Origin of the sequence: Mesorhizobium sp. M0166 (assembly GCF_040322255.1) — a bacterium.
GTDB lineage: Bacteria > Pseudomonadota > Alphaproteobacteria > Rhizobiales > Rhizobiaceae > Mesorhizobium.
This window is the reverse complement of sequence record NZ_JAMYTD010000013.1, coordinates 12,270-31,426: the sequence shown is the minus strand read 5'-3', so window position 1 is coordinate 31,426 and position 19,157 is coordinate 12,270. Positions and strand designations below refer to the sequence as shown.

Genomic DNA, 19,157 nt, shown 5'->3' with positions numbered 1-19,157 from the left:
TGCTTGCGATACCCGCGCATTGTGACCGCGTGCGACGACGCGGGTTTGCGCGCAGCGGCTTCCATCTGCCGATTTCCATGGGTAAGCACTGACGGCAGTCGCCTCAGGCATTCCGCCAAATCGATTGGGCCAGCCCCTGCGGCACTGTCTTGGCTTGATAGCGATGGGTGGTTGGCCCTATGAAGCCCCATGTCGATTTGGGACCGCCTCGGCGACTTCGTCACACGCGTTTCATCTTCAGCGTCGTCAGGCGTCGCCGAAGTGGTCGAGGCCGTGCGCACGGTTTTCTCCGGCGATGCCGATCTGCGCCGGCGCGTCGCCTTCTCGGTGGCGATGATCGCCCTGTCGGCCAAGATGGCCAAGGCAGACGGCATCGTCACGCAAGACGAGGTGCGCGCCTTCCAGGAAATATTCGAGGTGCCGAAGGAACAGAGGCGCAATGTGGCGCGGCTCTACGATTTGGCCAAACGCGACATTGCAGGTTTCGAGACCTATGCCGAGCGGATGGCGCAGCTTTGCGGTTCGGGCCATTCGAACTGCCTGATGCTCGAGGACATACTCGACGGGCTGTTCCACATCGCCAAGGCCGACGGGCTGGTGCATGAGCGCGAGGGCCAATTCCTGCATCGCATCGCCGAGATCTTCCGCATCGATGAGGCGCATTACCAGAGCATCCTGGCCCGGCATGTCGATCTGGGTGCCGCCGATCCTTATGTTGTGCTCGGCATCGAGCGTGGGAAACCGTTCGAGGAGGTCCGCAGGCGCTACCGCAAGCTGGTCTCCGACAATCATCCTGACCGGCTGATCGCACGCGGCCTGCCGCAGGAATTCATCAAGATTGCGACGACCAGGCTGGCGGCGATCAACGCGGCCTATGAAATGATCGAGCGAGGCCTGCGGCACGCATGAGCGGCTTTCCGCCCGACGAGCCGAGCGCCGAGGTCAGGGTATCGCCGAATTTCGGGCCACGGCGCCGGACTCTCGAACCCGACATGATCGTGCTGCACTACACCGGAATGGCGACCGGCGCCGGTGCCGAGGCATGGTTGTGCGATCCGGCAAGCGAGGTCTCGTCGCACTACCTGGTCCATGAGGACGGCCGCATTGTTCAGATGGTAAGGGAAAGCGACCGCGCCTGGCATGCCGGCAAGAGCTCGTGGCTCGGACAGAGCGACATCAACTCCTGTTCGATCGGCATCGAGATCGTCAATCCGGGGCATACGCTCGGCTATCGCAACTTTCCAAAACCGCAGATCGACGCGGTGATCGGCCTGTGCGCCGGCATCGTCGAGCGCCATTCCATTCCAGCGCAGCGGGTGCTCGCCCATTCCGACGTGGCACCGGGGCGCAAGGTCGATCCGGGCGAGAAATTTCCATGGAAGGCCTTGTTTGCCGCTGGTATCGGCCATGTTGTGCCGGCAGCACCGATCCGGCGCGGCGCGGTGCTGAAGCCAGGCGATACCGGCGCCGAGGTCGAGGCGCTGCAGTCGATGCTGGCGCTCTATGGTTATCGCGTCGAGATCACCGGCGCTTTCGACCGGCAGACCGAAATCGTGGTCGAGGCATTTCAGCGGCATTTCCGGCAGCGCCTGGTTGACGGCATGGCTGATGGATCGACGATCCGCACGCTGGAAAGGCTGCTCGCTTCCGTAAGGATAGCCTCTCTCAAATAACCTTTTGCCAGCTTAAAAGTTACAATCTGTTACTCAAAGTGACTTGCGTCGCCTTCTTTGGCGCCAATTCCGTCGTCAAAGGCGATCCGTACAGATTGTCGGACGTCTATCCCCCCAGATGTTCCGATGTTGATTGAGGGTATCTGCGCGAAGTTCTTTGTGCAGATCAAACAGAACAGGATCACATGCAGAAATTGACCGTTTTAACGGCAGCCATTGCTGCCGGCGTAATGACTTTTGCCTTCAGTGCGGCGAACAGCGCACCGCTGAGCCAGCGGGCCGATCAGGGCTTCAGTGCCGCAGCCGGCAAAACCGCCATGCCGAAGGGTGGTGCAAAAGTAGAGAAGACCGCCACCGCAAAAGTGGAAAAAGCGGCCGCGGTAAGGACGAAAAAGCCAGTCTCCGCCAAAAGGCCAACCGCTGCGAGAAAGACAATCGCCAAACAGCATGTGAAGCGTAACCGCAAACGCATCGACCGCATGGCAACGGCGTCGGTCGCTCCGCAGAGCAGGCCAGCGCCCCAGGTGGCGGTTGTCGGCGGCAGCGGACAGTATTCGGCGATCATTGCGCGTTATGCCGCCAGCTATGGCGTGCCGGTGTCGCTCGCCAATGCCGTCATCAAGATCGAGAGCAACTACCAGCCGAACCAGGTCGGCAGCGCCGGCGAGATCGGCCTGATGCAGATCAAGCCGGCGACGGCAAGGATGATGGGCTATAGCGGTTCGGTTCAGGGCCTCTATGATCCCGATACCAACATCAAATACGGCATGAAGTACCTTGCCATGGCGCGGGATCTCGGCGGCGGCACGACCTGCGGCACGATCCTGAAATACAATGCCGGCCACGCCGCCACACGGATGAACCCGGTATCCGCAGCCTATTGCGGCAAGGTCAAGGTGCAGCTGGCAGCACTTGGAGCGCCCGCCTGACAAGGGATAACTTGCTTTTTCGTTTGCGTTTTCGGCTCCGAACCCCTTTATACGCCTTGCCAGCTGGCCGGGCGGCCGCACCCGCGAAGCCGAAAGGCTGCGGGTGAGGAAAGTCCGGGCTCCATGGAGACACGGTGCCGGTTAATGGCCGGCGGGGGCGACCCCAGGGAAAGTGCCACAGAAAGCAAACCGCCACGATTTAATCGTGGCAAGGGTGAAAGGGTGGGGTAAGAGCCCACCGCGCGACTGGCAACAGGAGCGGCACGGTAAACCCCACCGGGAGCAAGACCGAATAGGGGCGGTGCGAGGGGAAACCCTCGAGGGCTGTTTCCGGCTCACCGTCCGGGTAGGTTGCGTGAGGCGTATGGCAACATGCGCCCAAGATGAATGGCCGCCACGTTCTCGTTCCGTAAGGGGCGAGGGCCATACAGAACCCGGCTTACAGGCCAGCTGGCAGTTTCCCCGATAAAAGGAAATCTCCTGATATCAGCAGGTTGCGTCTTCGGGCGCAGCCGTTGATTCACTTTTCGACCCGCAATCAAGCGCGGCATTCCTTGAAAATGGTGCGATTTAATCGTACCATTTGGACGGGAGTACTGAGGAGCGCGTCATGGGACAGGTCGACAAACGCAGCATCACGCTGTCGCCGGAATTGGCGGCGGCGGTCGACGACGTGGTCGCCGCCGGCGAATATGCCTCGGCAAGCGAGGTGATCCGCGACGCGCTGCGGCAATGGAAGGATCGGCGCGACCTGCTCGGCTACACCGTCGAGGAATTGCGCAGACTGGTGCAGGAGGGGATCGACAGCGGGCCGGGGCGGTTTGCGTCGATCGACGAAATAAAGGCCGAAGCGCGGAGACGATTGAAACCCGACAGCGCGGCATGAATTTGCTGCCCATCATCCGAACTGCACATGCAGAAGAGGATTTGATCGCGATCTGGCTTTACATTGCGCAAGACAGCGAGGCTGCAGCGGATCGGTTGCTCGATCGGGTCGAAGCCCGCTGGCAGCAATTGGCCACTTATCCCTTCTCAGGTGCACCGCGCGAAGACATCGCGCCCGGCATCCGTCACCTGATCGTCGGCGAATACCTCACTTTGTACCGTGTCAGGGAAGAGGCGATCGAAATCGTTCGCGTGCTGCACGGCCGGCGCAAGATCGACGCTGGCGATCTGAATTCGTGATTGCCGATTCAGCCACCGATTGCGTCTAGCGACGCCTCGATCGCCTGCCAAAGCTCTTCCACCGGCTCGCAGCCGACCGACAGGCGAACGAAGCCGGGCGCAACGGCGTCTCCCCTTTTTGATCGCCGTTCGGCCGAGGTGTGTACGCCACCGAACGATGTCGCTGCCTGCATCAAGGCGCAGTTGTTGATGAAATCCTCGGCCTTGTCCTCCGAGGCGAGCACGAACGAGATCAGAAAGCCGAAGCGCTCCATCTGGGCGCGGGCAAGATTGTGCGATGGGTCACTCTCCAGTCCCGGAAAGCGCAAGCCGCTGATCGCGCGATGGTTTTTCAGCCGTCGCGCTATCATTTCGGCGGAGGTGCACATGCGGTCGAAGCGCACGTCCAGCGTTTCGAGGCCGCGATGCACCAGCCATGCCTCGAACGGCCCGGGGATGGCGCCTGACGTCTCGCGCCAGTCGGTCACCCTCGAGATAATGTCCGCGTCGCGGCTGGCGACATGGCCGAACAGCACATCGGAATGGCCATTTGGCGCCTTGGTGTCGGCGGCAATGACGATATCGGCGCCGAGATCGAGCGGGCGCTGGCCGAAAGGCGTCATCGTCGTGTTGTCTACCACAAGCACCGCACCGGCTTTGTGCGCAGCTTCGGCGACGGCTGCGATGTCGCATATATCCAGCCCTGGGTTGGCGGGCGTTTCGACGAAGGCAAGCCGATATCCGTCAAAGCCGCCGTCGAGGAAGCTCGATGTTGGCCGGACATCATAAGCGACGCCGAAGGATTTCAGGAAACGGTCTGCCAGCGCTCTCGTGGTGTGATAGCCGTCGGACGGCAGCAGGATACGGTCGCCGGCTTTGAGCAGGCCGAAAAACACCGCCGAGATGACAGCCATCCCCGAGGGAAAGGCGACGCATGGGGCGTCTTCCAAATGCGCCAGCATGTGCTCGACCGCATCCCAGGTCGGATTGCTGAAGCGGCCATATTGATCGAAGCCGGTGGCGTCGCCGGGCGCATGAAAGATGGCGGCCATCGTCAGGGGCAAGGGGATCGGCTCGCCCTTGGCAAGCCTGCCGCGACGCAGATGGGGAAGTGCCGCGGCGCGCGACTTGGCTGTTTCGGACATGGTTTCAAACCTCGTTACTGACCGGAAAAGAAGATGCCCGAGGCTATGCGCGGCAGCGATCCGCAGCAAGCCGCCTCCGGTTGGACCACACGGCCCTAAACGCTTCGTTAGGCTTAATGGAGGATAAAGACCGGAGTGCCGTCAAAGCTGCTCTCCCCAGTCGTGGCAGGCGCGTTTTGAAGACTGTTCCCGTTGACGCCCATAACACCCCATGATATCCCATTCCGATACTCAAGCCTTCGTTCCGTGTCAGGGTGAAGCGTACGCCAATCGGGCAGCCGCGGCGGCTGCGCGTTTGCCTGCGTTCGCCCGTCATGATGAAGCGGGTTTTGGACGTCGACCGGGCCGGGGCGGCGCGGACAGGAAGATGCAGAGGGGTGCGGCGGCGCAAGCGGCCGTAACGCGTAATGGACCGGTTTCTGTCGAACGCGGTGAACAGGATCGATGCGAAGGGACGGGTGTCCGTGCCGGCGCATTTCCGTGCCGTTGTGCAGAAACGCGGCTATTCGGAACTTTATGCGCTACGCTGCCTGGATCGCCCGGCGATGGATGTCGGTGGGCTCGACCTGCTCGATCGGTACGAGCAGCGTATCGCCCAGGAAGACCCGTTCCTGCAGACGGCGGACGACATGTCGTTCTTCTGCCATGGCGATGGAACGTTTCTGAAGCTCGACCAGGACGGCCGTATCACGATGAGCGATTTCATTCGCGAGCATACCGGCATTTCAGCGGAAGTGGCCTTCGTTGGCCGCGGCAATTTCTTTCAGATCTGGGAGCCGGGACGGCTCAGCGCCTATGGGACGGAAGCACGTGCCCGGCTTTTGCAGCTCCGGCAGGGGACGAAGCCCGGGGAGCGGCCAGAATGATGGCGGGCGACGGCGATGAAGTTCATGCCGTTGGCGGACCAGCCCGTCACATTCCGGTCCTCCTTGCCGAAGTTCTGGAGGCGCTGGCGCCGACAAAAGGCGAGGTGATCGTCGACGGCACGTTCGGTGCCGGCGGCTACACCAAGGCCATTCTGGCAAGCGGAGCCTCGGTCGTCGCCATCGACCGCGATCCGGATGCGATCGCGGCGGGGCGGGCCCTTGAACAGCAGTCCGGCGGCAAGCTCAGGCTTGTCCAGGCACCGTTCTCGACGCTCGACGAGCAGGTTGAAAGTGCCGATGGCGTCGTGCTCGACATCGGCATCTCCTCCATGCAGATCGACCAGCCGGAGCGCGGCTTTTCGTTCCGGGCCGATGGACCGCTCGACATGCGCATGGCGCAGGCGGGCCTGAGCGCCGCCGACGTCGTCAACACCTTCAAGGTGGGCGATCTTGCCCGCATCTTCGGTTTTCTCGGCGAGGAACGCCATGCCGGGCGCATCGCGCGCATGATCGAGAGCCGTCGCGAAAAACGCCCCTTCGAGCGCACGCTCGACCTTGCCGATGCCATCGAGACGCATATCGGTCGCGCGCCGAAAGACAAAATCCATCCGGCTACCCGCGTTTTCCAGGCGCTGCGCATCTTCGTCAATGACGAGCTCGGCGAACTGGCCAAGGCACTGTTTGCCGCCGAGCGCGTGCTGAAACCGGGCGGCCGGCTTGCCGTGGTGACCTTCCATTCCCTCGAGGACCGCATCGTCAAGCGCTTCATCGCCGACCGAGCCGATTCAGCCACCGGATCGCGGCATCTGCCCGAGGCGCAGGTGCGCACCGCCACCTTCACCAAGAAGGGCGGCGGCGTGACGCCTAGCGATGCCGAGATATCGGCAAATCCGCGGGCGCGCTCGGCAAGGCTGCGCGCTGCGATCCGTACAGAGGCGCCGGCGCGTGCCGGCGATTTTTCGATTTTCGGCCTGCCAAAACTGCCTGGCCCAAAGCTTCCCGGCGCCGATCGACCGGGAGAGAGGTGAGCACGTGTTTCGTACCAGCGACATAGTCCTGATCGCCGTCATGGTTTCGGCGGCTGCCCTGACCTACAAGACCAAGCGCGAGGCCGAGGAGCAACTGGCGGCAGTGCACAAGATCCAGGCGCAGATCCGTTATGAAGAGGACACGATCGACCTGCTCAAGGCGGACTGGAGCCTGCTTACCCAGCCGTCGCGCCTGCAGAAGCTCACCGAAATCTACAAATCGCAACTCGGACTGGAGCCGGTCAATGCGCGCCAGATCGTCGGGCTGGACGATTTGCCGGCGAAACCCGTCAACATCGAGGACCTTTCATCGCAGCGGCTGGGCGGCATGGCCGATGTGGGCGGCAAGGATCCCGTGGTGACCGGAGGTATCGTCCAATGATCACCGGATTTCCAATCGCCGCCAGACTTCCAAAGATTGTCAGGCTGCTGAAGCGCGGTTCGAAGCCGAATGCAGGCGGATCGATCGTGGTCGAAGGCGCCCGCAAGGCGACGGGTGGCAAGGGCAGGACCCGCATCGTCATGACGATGGCGGTGTTCTTCGGCATTTATTCGACCATTGCCGGGCGGCTGGTCTATCTGGGTTTCCAGAATCCCGACCTGTCGGGCGGGCCACAGAGCCGGGTGACCGCATCGCGACCAGACATCGTCGACCGTAACGGCGAAGTGCTGGCGACCGACATCAAGACGGCGTCGCTGTTTGCTGAGCCGCGCCGCATCGTCGATGCCGACGAGGCGATCGAAAAGCTGTCGACGGTGCTTCCCGAGATCGACTACGAGCAGACATATAACAAGCTGAAGAGCGGCGCCGGCTTCGTCTGGCTGCAGCGGCAACTGACGCCGAAGCAGCAGGCCGACATCATGCAACTCGGCATCCCCGGATTCGGCTTTCGCACCGAGAAGCGCCGGTTCTATCCGGCCGGCGAAACCTCGTCCTACATTGTCGGCCTCACCAACATCGACAATCAGGGCATCTCCGGCATGGAGAAATACATCGACGAACAGGGTTTGAGCGACCTTCAGGCGTCGGGCCTGGCGGTGGCCAAGGATTTGAAGCCGGTGCAGCTCTCGATCGACCTGCGCGTCCAGCATATCGTGCGCGACGAGGTCGCCACCGGCATGGAAAAGTACCACGCCATCGCCGCGGGCGCCGTCGTGCTCAACGTCAAGACCGGTGAGGTGCTGGCGATGGCCTCGGTTCCGGATTTCGATCCGAACAACCCCTATAACGCGCAGGACAAGGACCGGCTCAACCGTATGTCCGCTGGCCTCTACGAAATGGGGTCGACCTTCAAGAGCTTCACCACCGCCATGGCGCTCGATTCCGGCAAGATAACGCTGCAAAGCCGTTTCGACGCGTCGCGCCCGATCAGGATCGGCCATCAGACCATCCATGATTTCCATGGCAAGGGCCGGGTGCTGTCGGTGCCGGAAGTGTTCATCTACTCGTCCAACATCGGCTCGGCTAAGGAAGCCGAAGCGGTTGGCATCGACGGACACCGCGAATTCCTGCATCGCCTGGGAATCCTCGAGAAGATGCAGACCGAACTGCCGGAAGTCGCCCGGCCGACCGAGCCCAAGGTCTGGAAGCAGGTCAATTCGATCACCATCGCCTTCGGCCACGGCGTGTCGACGACGCCGCTGCAGACAGCGGTCGGCTGCGCCGCGCTGATGAATGGCGGCTATCTGATGGACCCGACCTTCCTGCCGCGCACGCAGGAGCAGGCGATGGCGGTGGCCAAGAAAGTGGTCAGCGACAAGACGGTCGAGGGCATGCGCTATCTCTATGCGCTCAATGCCGAAAAGGGATCCGGCCGCAATGCACGGGTGCCAGGATACCGGGTGGGCGGCAAGACGGGAACGGCGGAGAAGGTCGTCAACGGCCGCTACTCGAAGGAAAAGAATTTCAACGCCTTCGTTGCGGCTTTCCCGATGGACGATCCGCAATACATAGTGCTGACGATCGCCGACGAACCGAAGCCGGAAAAGCCCGGCATGGGTGCTACGGCCGCCTCGAACGCGGGCATCATGGCTGCAAACATCATCCGACGTGCGGCTTCCATGCTTGGCGTGAAGCCAGATTTCAGCCATGAAAATGGTGCAACGCTGGTTTCCTATCAGTGATTCTTGGGGCGCGCCGGCAACTGCGCGCTATTTTGTTGCAATGAACGGGGTTCGATGAAGCTGAAAAATCTAGCCGGTATCCTGCCTGTCGAGGGGACAGCTTCCTTCGACATGGAGGTTACAGGGATTTCGTCGGATTCCCGCCAGGTAACACGGGGCGTCGTCTTTTTCGCGCTCACCGGCTCCAAGGCGGATGGCGCAGCCTACGCAGCCGAGGCCGCGAGCCGCGGCGCTGCAGCGATCGTGGTCGGCAAGGGCAGTGCGGTCGCCGGGCTGCCAGTTCCGGTTCTTGTCGTAGACGATCCGCGCCTTGCGCTTGCGCTGAGTGCGGCCCGTTATTTCGGCAAGCAACCGCAAACCATGGTCGCGGTGACCGGAACCAGCGGCAAGACCTCCGTCGCCGCATTCACCCGACAGATATGGGAGCAGGCGGGTTTGGTCGCCGCTTCGATCGGCACGACCGGTGTGGTGGCGCCGGGCCGCAATGAATATGGCTCGCTGACCACGCCGGATCCGGTGGCACTGCACAGGCTGCTCAAGGAGTTGGCGGAGGCCGGCGTCACCCACGCCTCGATGGAAGCGTCTAGCCATGGCCTCGACCAGCGCCGGCTCGACGGCGTCAAGCTTGCGGCCGGCGGCTTCACCAATCTCGGCCGCGACCATATGGACTATCATCCGACGGTCGAGGACTATCATCGCGCCAAATTGCGTCTGTTCGACGCGCTGCTGCCGAAGGGCGCGCCGGCCATCATCTTTGCCGACGACCCGTGGTCGGAGCCGACGATCAAGGCGGCGCATGCAGCGGGACTGAACGTGCTGACGGTCGGACGCCATGGCGATTTCCTGCGGCTGAAGCGGGTCGAGCACGAGCGCCACCGCCAGCGCGCCGAGGTCGAAGCGGACGGCGTTCTCCATGAAGTCGACTTGCCGCTGGCCGGCGACTTCCAGATTGCCAACGCGCTGGTGTCGGCCGGCCTCGCCATTTCGACTGGAACATTTGTTGCCAAAGCGTTGATGGCGCTGGAGAAATTGAAGGGCGCGCCGGGACGGCTCGACCTGGTTGGGACGGCCGCCAACGGCGCCCCCGTCTATGTCGACTACGCGCACAAGCCGGATGCGCTGGAAAACGTGCTGGCTTCGGTTCGCCCCTTTACCACCGGCCGCGTCATCGTCGTATTCGGTTGCGGCGGCGACCGGGACCGGGGCAAGCGGCCGATCATGGGCGAGATCGCCACAAGGCTGGCCGACGTCGTCATCGTCACCGACGACAATCCCCGCTCGGAAGTACCCGAGACGATCCGCGCCGCGATTCTCGCGGCCGCACCGGGTGCGATCGAGATCGGCGACCGGCGCAAGGCCATCCACGAGGCGGTCGGGATGCTTCACGCTGGCGACACGCTGATCGTGGCCGGCAAGGGCCATGAGGAAGGCCAGACCATCGGCACCGAGACGCTGCATTTTTCCGATCATGAGGAAGTTCGCTCGGCGCTCAGGGAGCAAGCAGCGTGAGCTATCTGTGGACCTCCGAGGCGCTGGTTGCCGCCATGGATGGCCGGCCGCTCGGTCCGATGCCTGAAGGCATCGCCGGCATTTCCATCGACAGCCGCAGCCTGCAGCCGGGAGATGCTTTCTTCGCCATCAAGGGCGAGGCCATGGACGGCCATGATTTCGTCACCGCCGCCATCAAGGCGGGCGCCGGCGTGCTGGTCGTCGCCGAGGGCAAGCTGCCGTCGCTGGGGCGGCTGACAGCACCGATGATCGTCGTGGAGGACGTGCTTGTCGCTCTGGAAAAGCTCGGCGTTGCCGCGCGCGCACGCTCAAAGGCGAGGGTGATTGCCGTGACCGGGTCGGCGGGCAAGACCACCACCAAGGAAGCGCTACGCCATGCTCTGTCCGCAGTCGGTACGGTGCATGCATCGGCGCAGTCGTTCAACAATCACTGGGGTGTGCCGCTGACGCTGGCGCGCATGCCGCAGGATTGCGACTATGCCGTCTTCGAGATCGGCATGAACCATCCGGACGAGATCCGGCCTTTGGTCAAGATGGTCCGGCCGCATGTCGCCATCGTTACACTGATCGCAGCCGCTCACCTTGGCTTCTTCCGCAACCTGGACGAGATCGCCAAGGCCAAGGCAGAGGTTTTCGAAGGGCTGGAGCCCGGTGGCGCCGCCCTTCTCAACCGCGACGATGCGCGCTGGAAGCTGCTGGAGAAGATGGCGAAAGAGGCCGGTGTCGAGCATGTCTACGGGTTCGGCGAGAATGCCCGGGCGACCTTCAAACTGATCAAATGCGAGCTCAATGCCGATCACTCGGTTATCACTGCCAAGATCGGCGGGCATGAGATTGTCGCCAGGATCGGCGCGCCGGGCCGCCATATGGTGCAGAATGTGCTGGCCGTACTGGGCGCCGCGCATCTGGTCGGCGCCGACGTCACCAGGGTTGCGCAGGCGCTGGCCGATCTTTCGCCCGAACGCGGACGCGGCAAGCGCTATGTGTTGCGTCATCCCAGGGGGCCGATCACGCTGATCGACGAGAGCTACAACGCCAATCCGGCGTCGATGAGCGCTGCAATGGCACTGCTCAACACGACGCCGGTGTCGGGCGAAGGCAGGCGCATTGCCGTGCTCGGCGATATGCTCGAGCTCGGCAGCCATTCGGCGAAATTGCATGCCGCGCTTGCCGGTCTGATCGTCGGCACCGACACGCGCACGGTTTTTCTCGGCGGCCCGGAAATGCGGGCGCTGGCCGACGTTTTGCCCGACGAGATCAGGACGGAGTACCGCGCCGGCGCGGAAGATCTGAAACCGGTTCTTCTATCGGAATTGAAGCCCGGCGACGTGGTCATGATCAAATCGTCGAAGGGCATAGGCTTTTCAAAGCTGGTCGAGGCGTTGCTCGGCAAGTTTCCGGCGGAAGCCACAAACAGCAGACAGACCTAGGATCGGTCCGGGGGACGCAAGCGCATGCTAACACTGCTCGTCGAATTTGCGGACAAGATCTCGGTCTTCAACGTCTTCCGCTACATAACTTTCCGCACCGGCGGAGCGCTGATCACAGCGGCGCTGATCGTGTTCATCTTCGGACCGACCATCATCAATTCGCTGAGGCTGCGGCAAGGCAAGGGCCAGCCGATCCGCGCCGACGGGCCGCAGACGCATTTCAAGAAGGCGGGAACGCCGACAATGGGCGGATTGATGATCCTGTCCGGCATCGTCGGTTCGTCGCTGCTGTGGGCGAACCTGTCGAGCATCTACGTCTGGGTGGTGCTGCTGGTGACGCTGGGATTCGGCTCGATCGGCTTCTACGACGATTATCTCAAAGTGACCAAGCAGTCGCATCTCGGCTTTTCCGGCAAGGCGCGGCTGGGGCTCGAATTCGTCATCGCCGGCATCGCCGCCTGGGTGATCATGCACAACGGCCAGGCGCCGTTCTCGTCATCGTTGACATTCCCTTTCGCCAAGGAGTTTCTCGTCAATCTCGGCTGGTTCTTCATCCCGTTCTCGTGCTTCGTCATCGTCGGCGCCGGCAATGCGGTGAACCTGACCGACGGCCTCGACGGACTGGCGATCGTGCCGATCATGATCGCGGCGGCGTCCTTCGGCGTCATCGCCTATCTCTCCGGCAATGCGGTGTTCGCCGAATATCTGCAGATCCATTTCGTGCCCGGCACCGGTGAACTTGCAGTGGTCCTTGGAGCGGTGATCGGCGCCGGGCTTGGCTTCCTCTGGTTCAATGCGCCGCCGGCGGCCATCTTCATGGGCGATACCGGCTCGCTGGCGCTGGGCGGGCTGATCGGCACGGTCGCGGTGGCGACCAAGCACGAGATCGTGCTGGTCATCGTCGGCGGCCTGTTCGTCGTCGAGATATTCTCGGTCATCATCCAGGTCGGCTACTTCAAGATGACCGGCAAGCGCGTCTTCCTGATGGCGCCGATCCACCATCATTTCGAAAAGCTCGGCTGGACCGAAAGCCAGGTGGTGATCCGCTTCTGGATCATCGCCGTCATCCTGGCGCTGGTCGGCCTGTCGACCCTGAAGCTCAGATAGGAGGCCGCTTGATCCCCGCCGCATCCTTTTCAGGCAAGCGCGTTTCGCTCTTCGGGCTCGGTGGCTCGGGGATCGCCACGGCGCGCGCACTGATCGAGGGCGGCGCGGATGTGCTGGCCTGGGACGACAATCCCGACAGCGTCGCCAAGGCCGGTGCGGTCGGCATCATGACAGCGGACCTGCGCGGCGCGGACTGGGCAAGGTTTTCCGCCTTCGTGCTGTCGCCCGGCGTGCCGCTGACGCATCCCAAGCCGCACTGGACCGTCGAGCTCGCGCGGGGCTCGGGCGTCGAGATCATCGGCGACATCGAGCTTTTCTGCCGCGAGCGGACGGCGCGGGCGCCGGCAGCACCCTTCATTGCCATCACCGGCACCAACGGCAAGTCGACGACCACGGCACTGACGGCGCACATCCTCAAATCGGCTGGGCGCGACACGCAGATGGGCGGCAATATCGGCCGCGCAGTGATGACGCTGGATCCGCCGCAGCCCGAGCGGCACTATGTGGTTGAGTGCTCGTCCTACCAGATCGATCTTGCCCCTTCGATCAATCCGACGGCCGGCGTCCTGCTCAATCTGACGCCGGACCATCTCGACCGCCACGGCACGATGCAGCACTACGCCTCGATCAAGGAGCGGCTGGTGGCCGGCAGCGAGACGGCAATCATCGGTGTCGACGATTCCTGGTGCGCCCAGATCGCCGACCGGCTGGAGCGTGCGGGCCGGCAGGTCATTCGGATTTCCAAGCGCCTGCCGCTGACCGACGGTTATTTCGCCGACGGCACGAATTTAATGGAAGCCGTGCACGGCCGCTACAGCAGGGTCGCCTTCCTCGAAGGCATCGGCTCGTTGCGCGGCCAGCACAATGCGCAGAATGCACTGGCTGCCGCCGCCGCCTGTCTCAAGGTCGGGCTCGAACTCGGCGAGATCCAATCCGGACTGGAGAGTTTCCCGGGGCTGGCGCACCGCATGGAGCAGGTCGGCCGCAAAGGGCATGTGCTGTTCGTCAACGATTCCAAGGCGACCAATGCCGATGCCGCTGCACCGGCGCTGTCGAGCTTTGCGCGTATCTACTGGATTGCCGGCGGCCTGCCGAAAGAGGGCGGCATCGAGCCGTTACGCGGCTTCTTCCCGCGCATCGCCAAGGCCTATCTGATCGGCGAAGCCGCACCGGCCTTTTCGGCGACGCTGGGCGAAGCGGTGCCCTACGAGATATCAGGCACGTTGGCGGCGGCAGTCGAACACGCCGCCCTCGATGCGGCCAGGGATAATAGCGGCGAGGCAGTGGTGCTGCTGTCGCCGGCCTGCGCCAGTTTCGACCAGTTCAAGAATTTCGAAGTCCGCGGCGAGGCGTTCAGGCAAGCCGCAACCGCCATTGATGGCATGAAGCCCATCGGAGGGACACGATAATGCAAAGCCGTCTCGACAAAAGCCCTGTGGCGACCTGGTGGTGGACGATCGATCGCTGGTTCCTGGCGGCGTTCCTGTCGCTGATGGGGCTCGGCATCGTTTTGTCTTTCGCCGCAAGCCCGGCGGTGGCCGAGCGCATCGGGCTAGACAGTTTCCACTTCGCGACACGCCAGATCATCTTCACCATTCCGGCGCTTGGGGTAATGCTGGCCGTCTCGTTCCTTGAATCCAGGCAGATCCGGCGCATGGCGCTGGTCATGTTGTGCATCATGCTGTTTCTGATGGTGGCGGTGCTCTATATCGGCGTCGAGGTGAAGGGCGCGCGGCGCTGGGTGTCGCTTGCCGGCCTGTCGATCCAGCCGTCCGAGTTCCTGAAACCGGCCTTCGTCATCATCTGCGCCTGGCTGTTCGCCGAGCACAAGCGCCAGCCCGACATTCCGGGCAATCTGTTCGCCATGTTGCTGCTTGCGCTGGTCATCTCGCTGCTGGTGGCGCAGCCTGACCTTGGGCAGACCATGCTGGTGCTCGGCACCTGGGGGGTGATGTTCTTCATGGCCGGGTTGCCGTGGCTGTGGATCGTCGCGCTGGGTGCTGCAGGGGTCGGCGGCGTGTTCGCCGCCTATGCGGTGTTCCCGCACGTTGCCGGCCGCATCGACCGCTTCATGACCGGCGAGGGCGACACGTTCCAGGTCGACATGGGCCGCGAGGCGCTGATCAATGGCGGCTGGTTCGGCGTCGGGCCGGGCGAGGGTACCGTCAAGCGGGTCATCCCCGACAGCCACGCCGATTTTGTCTTCTCCGTCGCCGGCGAGGAATTCGGGCTGATCATGTGTTTCTTCATCATGTCCATCTTCGGCTTCATCGTGCTGCGCGGTCTCAACACGGCACTCAGGGAGCAGGACGATTTCACCCGCTACGCGGTGGGCGGCCTGGTTACGGTCTTCGGCCTGCAGTCGGTCATCAACATGGCCGTCAATCTGCAGCTGATGCCGGCCAAGGGCATGACGCTGCCGTTCATCTCCTACGGCGGCTCTTCGCAGATCGCGATCGCCATCTCGATGGGCATGGTGCTGGCGCTGACGCGCAAGCGCCCGGAAAAGCGCAAGCAGCTGGGCTTCATGCCGTCGCCGCGTGCGATGCCGGCGGAGTGAGATGGCGAAGGGGGTTATCCTTCTGGCGGCAGGCGGAACGGGCGGACATCTGTTCCCGGCCGAGGCGCTGGCACATGAACTGACCAGTCGCGGCTGGACGGTGCATCTGGCGACGGACGACCGCGCCGAGCGCTTTGCCGGGCAGTTCCCGGCGGCCGCCATCCATCCGATCCAGTCGGCGACGATGGGCTCGAAGAATCCCTTTGCTATGCTCGCCGCGTTTTGGAAAATCTGGCGTGGGGTTAGGCAGGCATCCGCCGTCATCGCCAGCATCAAGCCCGCCATCGTGGTCGGCTTCGGCGGCTATCCGACACTGCCGCCGCTTTACGCGGCGACCCGGCGCAAGGTACCGACGCTGATCCACGAGCAGAATGCGGTCATGGGCCGCGCCAACCGGGCGCTCGCCGGCCGCGTCGACGCCGTTGCCGGCGGATTCCTGCCGGAAGACATCAGTGCCACTGGCGCAAAGACGGTGACCACCGGCAATCCGGTCAGGCCGCAAGTATTGGAGGCCGCGAATACACCCTATGCTGCTTCGGCCGGCGAAGAGCCGTTCCGGTTTCTGGTATTTGGAGGCAGCCAGGGCGCGCAGTTCTTTTCCGACGCGGTGCCGGCGGCGATCGCCCGGTTTTCCGATGCACAGCGTAGGCGACTGGCGATCACGCAGCAGGCCCGCGCCGACGATGTGGGGCGGGTGAGAGCCGCCTATGCCGCGCTTGGCATCGAGGCCGAGGTGTCGCCCTTCTTCACCGACATGGCGGCGCGGCTCGCGGCGGCGCATCTGGTGATGTCGCGCTCCGGCGCGTCGACCGTATCGGAAATCGCGGTGATCGGCAGGCCGGCGCTGCTGGTGCCTTATCCCCACGCGCTCGACCACGACCAGGCGGCGAATGCGGCGGCCCTTGCCGCAGCGGGTGGCGCCGAGGTGCATCCGCAATCCACGCTTTCGGTGGAGCGGATCGCTGCGCTTGTCGGCGGGCTGATGGATGATCCAGGCAGGGCGGCGACAATGGCTGCGGCGGCGAAATCGTCCGGTAAACCGGATGCCGCGCGGTTGCTCGCCGATCTGACAGAGGCTATTGCGTCCAGGAAATCCGTTTCGGAATTCAGGAAGGAGACGCACGCATGAAGATGCCACAGACGATCGGCCTCGTGCATTTCATCGGCATTGGCGGCATCGGCATGAGCGGCATCGCCGAGGTGCTGCACAATCTCGGCTACAAGGTGCAGGGATCCGATCAGGCCGACAGCGCCAATGTGCAGCGGCTGCGCGACAAGGGCATCGAATGCTTCGTCGGCCACCAGGCCGAGAACCTCGGCGAGGCCGAAGTGGTCGTCGTCTCCACCGCAATCAAGAAATCAAACCCGGAGCTGAAGGCGGCGAGAGAGAAGTTGCTGCCGATCGTGCGGCGCGCCGAAATGCTGGCCGAGCTGATGCGCTTCCGGCAGGCGGTCGCGATCGGCGGCACGCATGGCAAGACGACGACGACTTCGATGGTGGCGACGCTACTCGATGCCGGCGGGCTCGACCCGACGGTGATCAATGGCGGCATCATCAATGCCTATGGCACCAATGCCCGCATGGGCGACGGCGAATGGATGGTGGTCGAGGCCGACGAGAGCGACGGCACCTTCCTCAAGCTGCCGGCCGAGATTGCCGTCGTCACCAATATCGACCCCGAGCATCTCGACCATTACGGCTCCTTCGACAAAGTGCGCGAGGCGTTTCGCCAGTTCGTCGAGAATGTGCCGTTCTACGGCTTTGGCGTGATGTGCACCGACCATCCTGAGGTGCAGGCGCTGGTCGGCCGCATCGAGGACCGGCGCGTCATCACCTATGGCGAAAATGCGCAGGCCGACGTGCGCTTCACCAATCATCGCATGGATGGCCCGACTTCGGAATTCGACGTGGTGATCCGCGACCGCAAGACGCACGGCCAGATAACGATATCAGGTCTGCGGCTACCGATGCCCGGGCGCCACAATGTCTCCAATGCGACGGCGGCGATTGCCGTCGCGCACGAGCTCGGCCTTTCGGCTGAGGCAATCAAGAAGGGTCTGTCGTCCTTCGCCGGCGTCAAGCGGCGCTTCACCCATACCGGTTCGTGGAACGGTGTCGATGTGTTCGATGATTACGGTCATCATCCGGTCGAGATCACGGCAGTACTGAAGGCTGCGCGCAGCGCTACCAAGGGCCGCATCATCGCCGTTACCCAACCGCATCGCTTCACCCGGCTGCGCGATCTGTTCGACGAGTTTTCCGTCTGCTTCAACGACGCCGATACGGTAATGGTGGCACCTGTCTATGCGGCCGGCGAGGAACCGATCGACGGCGTTACGTCCGACGCACTGGTGTCGCGCATCCGCTCCGGCGGCCATCGCGACGCACGCTACATCGAAGGTCCGGCGGCGATTGCGCCGATCGTGCGCGAGGTGGCGAAGCCGGGCGATTTTGTGGTCTTCCTCGGCGCCGGCAACATCACCCAATGGGCCTATGCGCTGCCCAAGGAACTCGGCGGGACCATCACATGACGCGCGGCCAGGCGTTGATCGAGAAGCTTGGCGACCGGCTTGCCGGACTGCGCGGCCGCATCACGCCCAATGCCGAGATGGACAAGATCACCTGGTTTCGAGCCGGCGGGCTCGCGGACGCATTGTTCCAGCCGGCCGACGAGGACGATCTTGCCACGTTCCTGAAGGCGGTGCCGGAGGAAATTCCGCTGACCGTCGTCGGCGTCGGCTCGAACCTGCTTGTCCGTGACGGCGGCATTGCGGGCTTTGTCATCCGGCTTTCGGCCAAAGGCTTTGGTGAGACCGAAGTTATTGCGCCGACCACGATCAAGGCGGGCGCTGCGACACCCGACAAGCGCCTTGCGGCCGTCGCCTATGAGGCCGGCATCGGTGGCTTTCATTTCTACCACGGCATTCCCGGCGCCGTTGGCGGAGCGCTGAGGATGAACGCCGGCGCCAATGGCGTCGAGACGCGCGAGCGTGTGGTCGAGGTGCGGGCACTCGACCGCAAGGGCAATGTTCATACGCTGAGCAATGCCGATATGGGCTATGCCTATCGCCATTCATCGGCGCCGTCCGGGCTGATCTTCACGTCGGCGCTGCTCGAAGGCGTTCCCGAGGACAAGGCGGCGATCAAGGCCGCGATGGATGCTGTCCAGAACCATCGCGAGACGGTGCAGCCGATCCGCGAAAAGACCGGTGGCTCGACCTTCAAGAATCCCGAGGGCACCTCGGCCTGGAAGGAAATCGACAAGGCCGGCTGCCGCGGCCTGATGGTCGGTGGGGCGCAGATGTCGCCGATGCATTGCAACTTCATGATCAACACCGGAACGGCCACAGGCTACGAGCTTGAATATCTCGGTGAGACGGTGCGCGCGCGTGTGCTCGAAAAATCGGGCATCCGGCTGCAGTGGGAGATCAAGCGCATCGGCAATTTTCGGCCGGGCCATGCTGTCCAGGAATTTCTCGGGCAGTTGCTTTAGGCAAGCCGACCGCCGTTGCCTTTCGGGCTCATGAATTCACATTTTGCTGCCGTTTTTGCGGAAAGTGAATCCATCGGAATCGTAAGCACTTGCCAGCGAATCAACTCTCTGATTCTCTGCCCTGAAGC

General features: G+C 63.2%; 18 protein-coding genes and 1 other RNA gene. 18 read left to right on the top strand and 1 reads right to left on the bottom strand.

The genetic code is table 11. From position 1 onward, the window contains the following. Window positions 1–189 precede the first annotated feature (189 nt). The 6 genes from NKJ46_RS16155 to NKJ46_RS16130 all read left to right on the top strand — a co-directional run bounded on the left by NKJ46_RS16155 (window position 190) and on the right by NKJ46_RS16130 (window position 3,787). A complete protein-coding gene (locus tag NKJ46_RS16155) occupies window positions 190–909 on the top strand; it encodes a TerB family tellurite resistance protein (RefSeq protein WP_352453144.1) in 720 nt (239 codons plus the stop codon). Continuing rightward, window positions 906–1,673 (top strand): N-acetylmuramoyl-L-alanine amidase, encoded by a 768-nt coding sequence (locus NKJ46_RS16150; RefSeq protein WP_352665948.1) that lies wholly within the window; start codon window positions 906–908, stop codon window positions 1,671–1,673. The genes NKJ46_RS16155 and NKJ46_RS16150 overlap by 4 nt, the downstream gene beginning before the upstream one ends. Window positions 1,674–1,858: 185 nt before the next feature. Next, window positions 1,859–2,602: a lytic transglycosylase domain-containing protein gene (locus NKJ46_RS16145; protein WP_352665947.1), complete on the top strand. Its 744-nt coding sequence runs from the start codon at window positions 1,859–1,861 to the stop codon at window positions 2,600–2,602. Between the two features lie 59 nt (window positions 2,603–2,661). Then, an RNA gene (gene rnpB, locus NKJ46_RS16140) (RNase P RNA component class A) lies at window positions 2,662–3,060 on the top strand. 152 nt (window positions 3,061–3,212) lie between these two features. Beyond that, window positions 3,213–3,488: a type II toxin-antitoxin system ParD family antitoxin gene (locus NKJ46_RS16135; RefSeq protein ID WP_352492709.1), complete on the top strand. Its 276-nt coding sequence runs from the start codon at window positions 3,213–3,215 to the stop codon at window positions 3,486–3,488. After that, complete coding sequence (locus NKJ46_RS16130) at window positions 3,485–3,787, top strand: type II toxin-antitoxin system RelE/ParE family toxin (protein WP_352665946.1); 303 nt, start codon at window positions 3,485–3,487, stop codon at window positions 3,785–3,787. Before NKJ46_RS16135 ends, NKJ46_RS16130 begins: the two co-directional genes overlap by 4 nt. Before the next feature lie 8 nt (window positions 3,788–3,795). Here NKJ46_RS16130 and NKJ46_RS16125 read toward each other — a convergent pair whose 3' ends face one another. Next, window positions 3,796–4,911: a cystathionine gamma-lyase gene (locus tag NKJ46_RS16125; protein ID WP_352665945.1), complete on the bottom strand. Its 1,116-nt coding sequence runs from the start codon at window positions 4,909–4,911 to the stop codon at window positions 3,796–3,798. 407 nt (window positions 4,912–5,318) lie between these two features. On the opposite strand from NKJ46_RS16125, the gene mraZ reads away from it, so the two are divergent. Genes mraZ through murB form a run of 12 tightly spaced genes read left to right on the top strand, consistent with a single transcriptional unit; the run spans window position 5,319 to window position 19,029 of the window. After that, window positions 5,319–5,777 carry a division/cell wall cluster transcriptional repressor MraZ gene (mraZ, locus tag NKJ46_RS16120; RefSeq protein WP_254818997.1) on the top strand — a complete coding sequence of 153 codons (459 nt, stop codon included), beginning with the start codon at window positions 5,319–5,321 and terminating at the stop codon, window positions 5,775–5,777. Beyond that, the gene (gene rsmH, locus NKJ46_RS16115) at window positions 5,774–6,805 is read left to right on the top strand and encodes a 16S rRNA (cytosine(1402)-N(4))-methyltransferase RsmH (RefSeq protein ID WP_352564474.1); all 1,032 of its coding nucleotides are present in this window, start codon (window positions 5,774–5,776) and stop codon (window positions 6,803–6,805) included. Before mraZ ends, rsmH begins: the two co-directional genes overlap by 4 nt. A 4-nt stretch (window positions 6,806–6,809) precedes the next feature. Next, window positions 6,810–7,187 (top strand): cell division protein FtsL, encoded by a 378-nt coding sequence (gene ftsL, locus NKJ46_RS16110; protein ID WP_292662860.1) that lies wholly within the window; start codon window positions 6,810–6,812, stop codon window positions 7,185–7,187. Then, entirely contained in the window at window positions 7,184–8,929 is a 1,746-nt protein-coding gene (locus NKJ46_RS16105) for a peptidoglycan D,D-transpeptidase FtsI family protein (RefSeq protein ID WP_352564476.1), read from the top strand. Before ftsL ends, NKJ46_RS16105 begins: the two co-directional genes overlap by 4 nt. A gap of 54 nt (window positions 8,930–8,983) precedes the next feature. Beyond that, a complete protein-coding gene (locus NKJ46_RS16100) occupies window positions 8,984–10,438 on the top strand; it encodes a UDP-N-acetylmuramoyl-L-alanyl-D-glutamate--2,6-diaminopimelate ligase (protein ID WP_352665944.1) in 1,455 nt (484 codons plus the stop codon). Next, complete coding sequence (locus tag NKJ46_RS16095; RefSeq protein WP_352564480.1) at window positions 10,435–11,868, top strand: UDP-N-acetylmuramoylalanyl-D-glutamyl-2,6-diaminopimelate--D-alanyl-D-alanine ligase; 1,434 nt, start codon at window positions 10,435–10,437, stop codon at window positions 11,866–11,868. The genes NKJ46_RS16100 and NKJ46_RS16095 overlap by 4 nt, the downstream gene beginning before the upstream one ends. A 24-nt stretch (window positions 11,869–11,892) precedes the next feature. Continuing rightward, the gene (mraY, locus tag NKJ46_RS16090; RefSeq protein ID WP_023676767.1) at window positions 11,893–12,975 is read left to right on the top strand and encodes a phospho-N-acetylmuramoyl-pentapeptide-transferase; all 1,083 of its coding nucleotides are present in this window, start codon (window positions 11,893–11,895) and stop codon (window positions 12,973–12,975) included. An 8-nt stretch (window positions 12,976–12,983) separates the two neighbouring features. Next, window positions 12,984–14,384 (top strand): UDP-N-acetylmuramoyl-L-alanine--D-glutamate ligase, encoded by a 1,401-nt coding sequence (murD, locus tag NKJ46_RS16085; RefSeq protein ID WP_352564481.1) that lies wholly within the window; start codon window positions 12,984–12,986, stop codon window positions 14,382–14,384. Then, window positions 14,384–15,535, top strand: coding sequence for a putative lipid II flippase FtsW (gene ftsW / locus NKJ46_RS16080; protein ID WP_352456168.1), 1,152 nt, complete (start codon window positions 14,384–14,386; stop codon window positions 15,533–15,535). The genes murD and ftsW overlap by 1 nt, the downstream gene beginning before the upstream one ends. A 1-nt stretch (window position 15,536) precedes the next feature. Continuing rightward, complete coding sequence (gene murG / locus NKJ46_RS16075; protein ID WP_352665943.1) at window positions 15,537–16,664, top strand: undecaprenyldiphospho-muramoylpentapeptide beta-N-acetylglucosaminyltransferase; 1,128 nt, start codon at window positions 15,537–15,539, stop codon at window positions 16,662–16,664. Next, window positions 16,661–18,067: a UDP-N-acetylmuramate--L-alanine ligase gene (gene murC, locus NKJ46_RS16070; protein ID WP_352564485.1), complete on the top strand. Its 1,407-nt coding sequence runs from the start codon at window positions 16,661–16,663 to the stop codon at window positions 18,065–18,067. Before murG ends, murC begins: the two co-directional genes overlap by 4 nt. Beyond that, window positions 18,064–19,029, top strand: coding sequence for a UDP-N-acetylmuramate dehydrogenase (gene murB / locus NKJ46_RS16065; RefSeq protein WP_352564486.1), 966 nt, complete (start codon window positions 18,064–18,066; stop codon window positions 19,027–19,029). The genes murC and murB overlap by 4 nt, the downstream gene beginning before the upstream one ends. The last annotated feature ends 128 nt before the right edge of the window (window positions 19,030–19,157 follow it).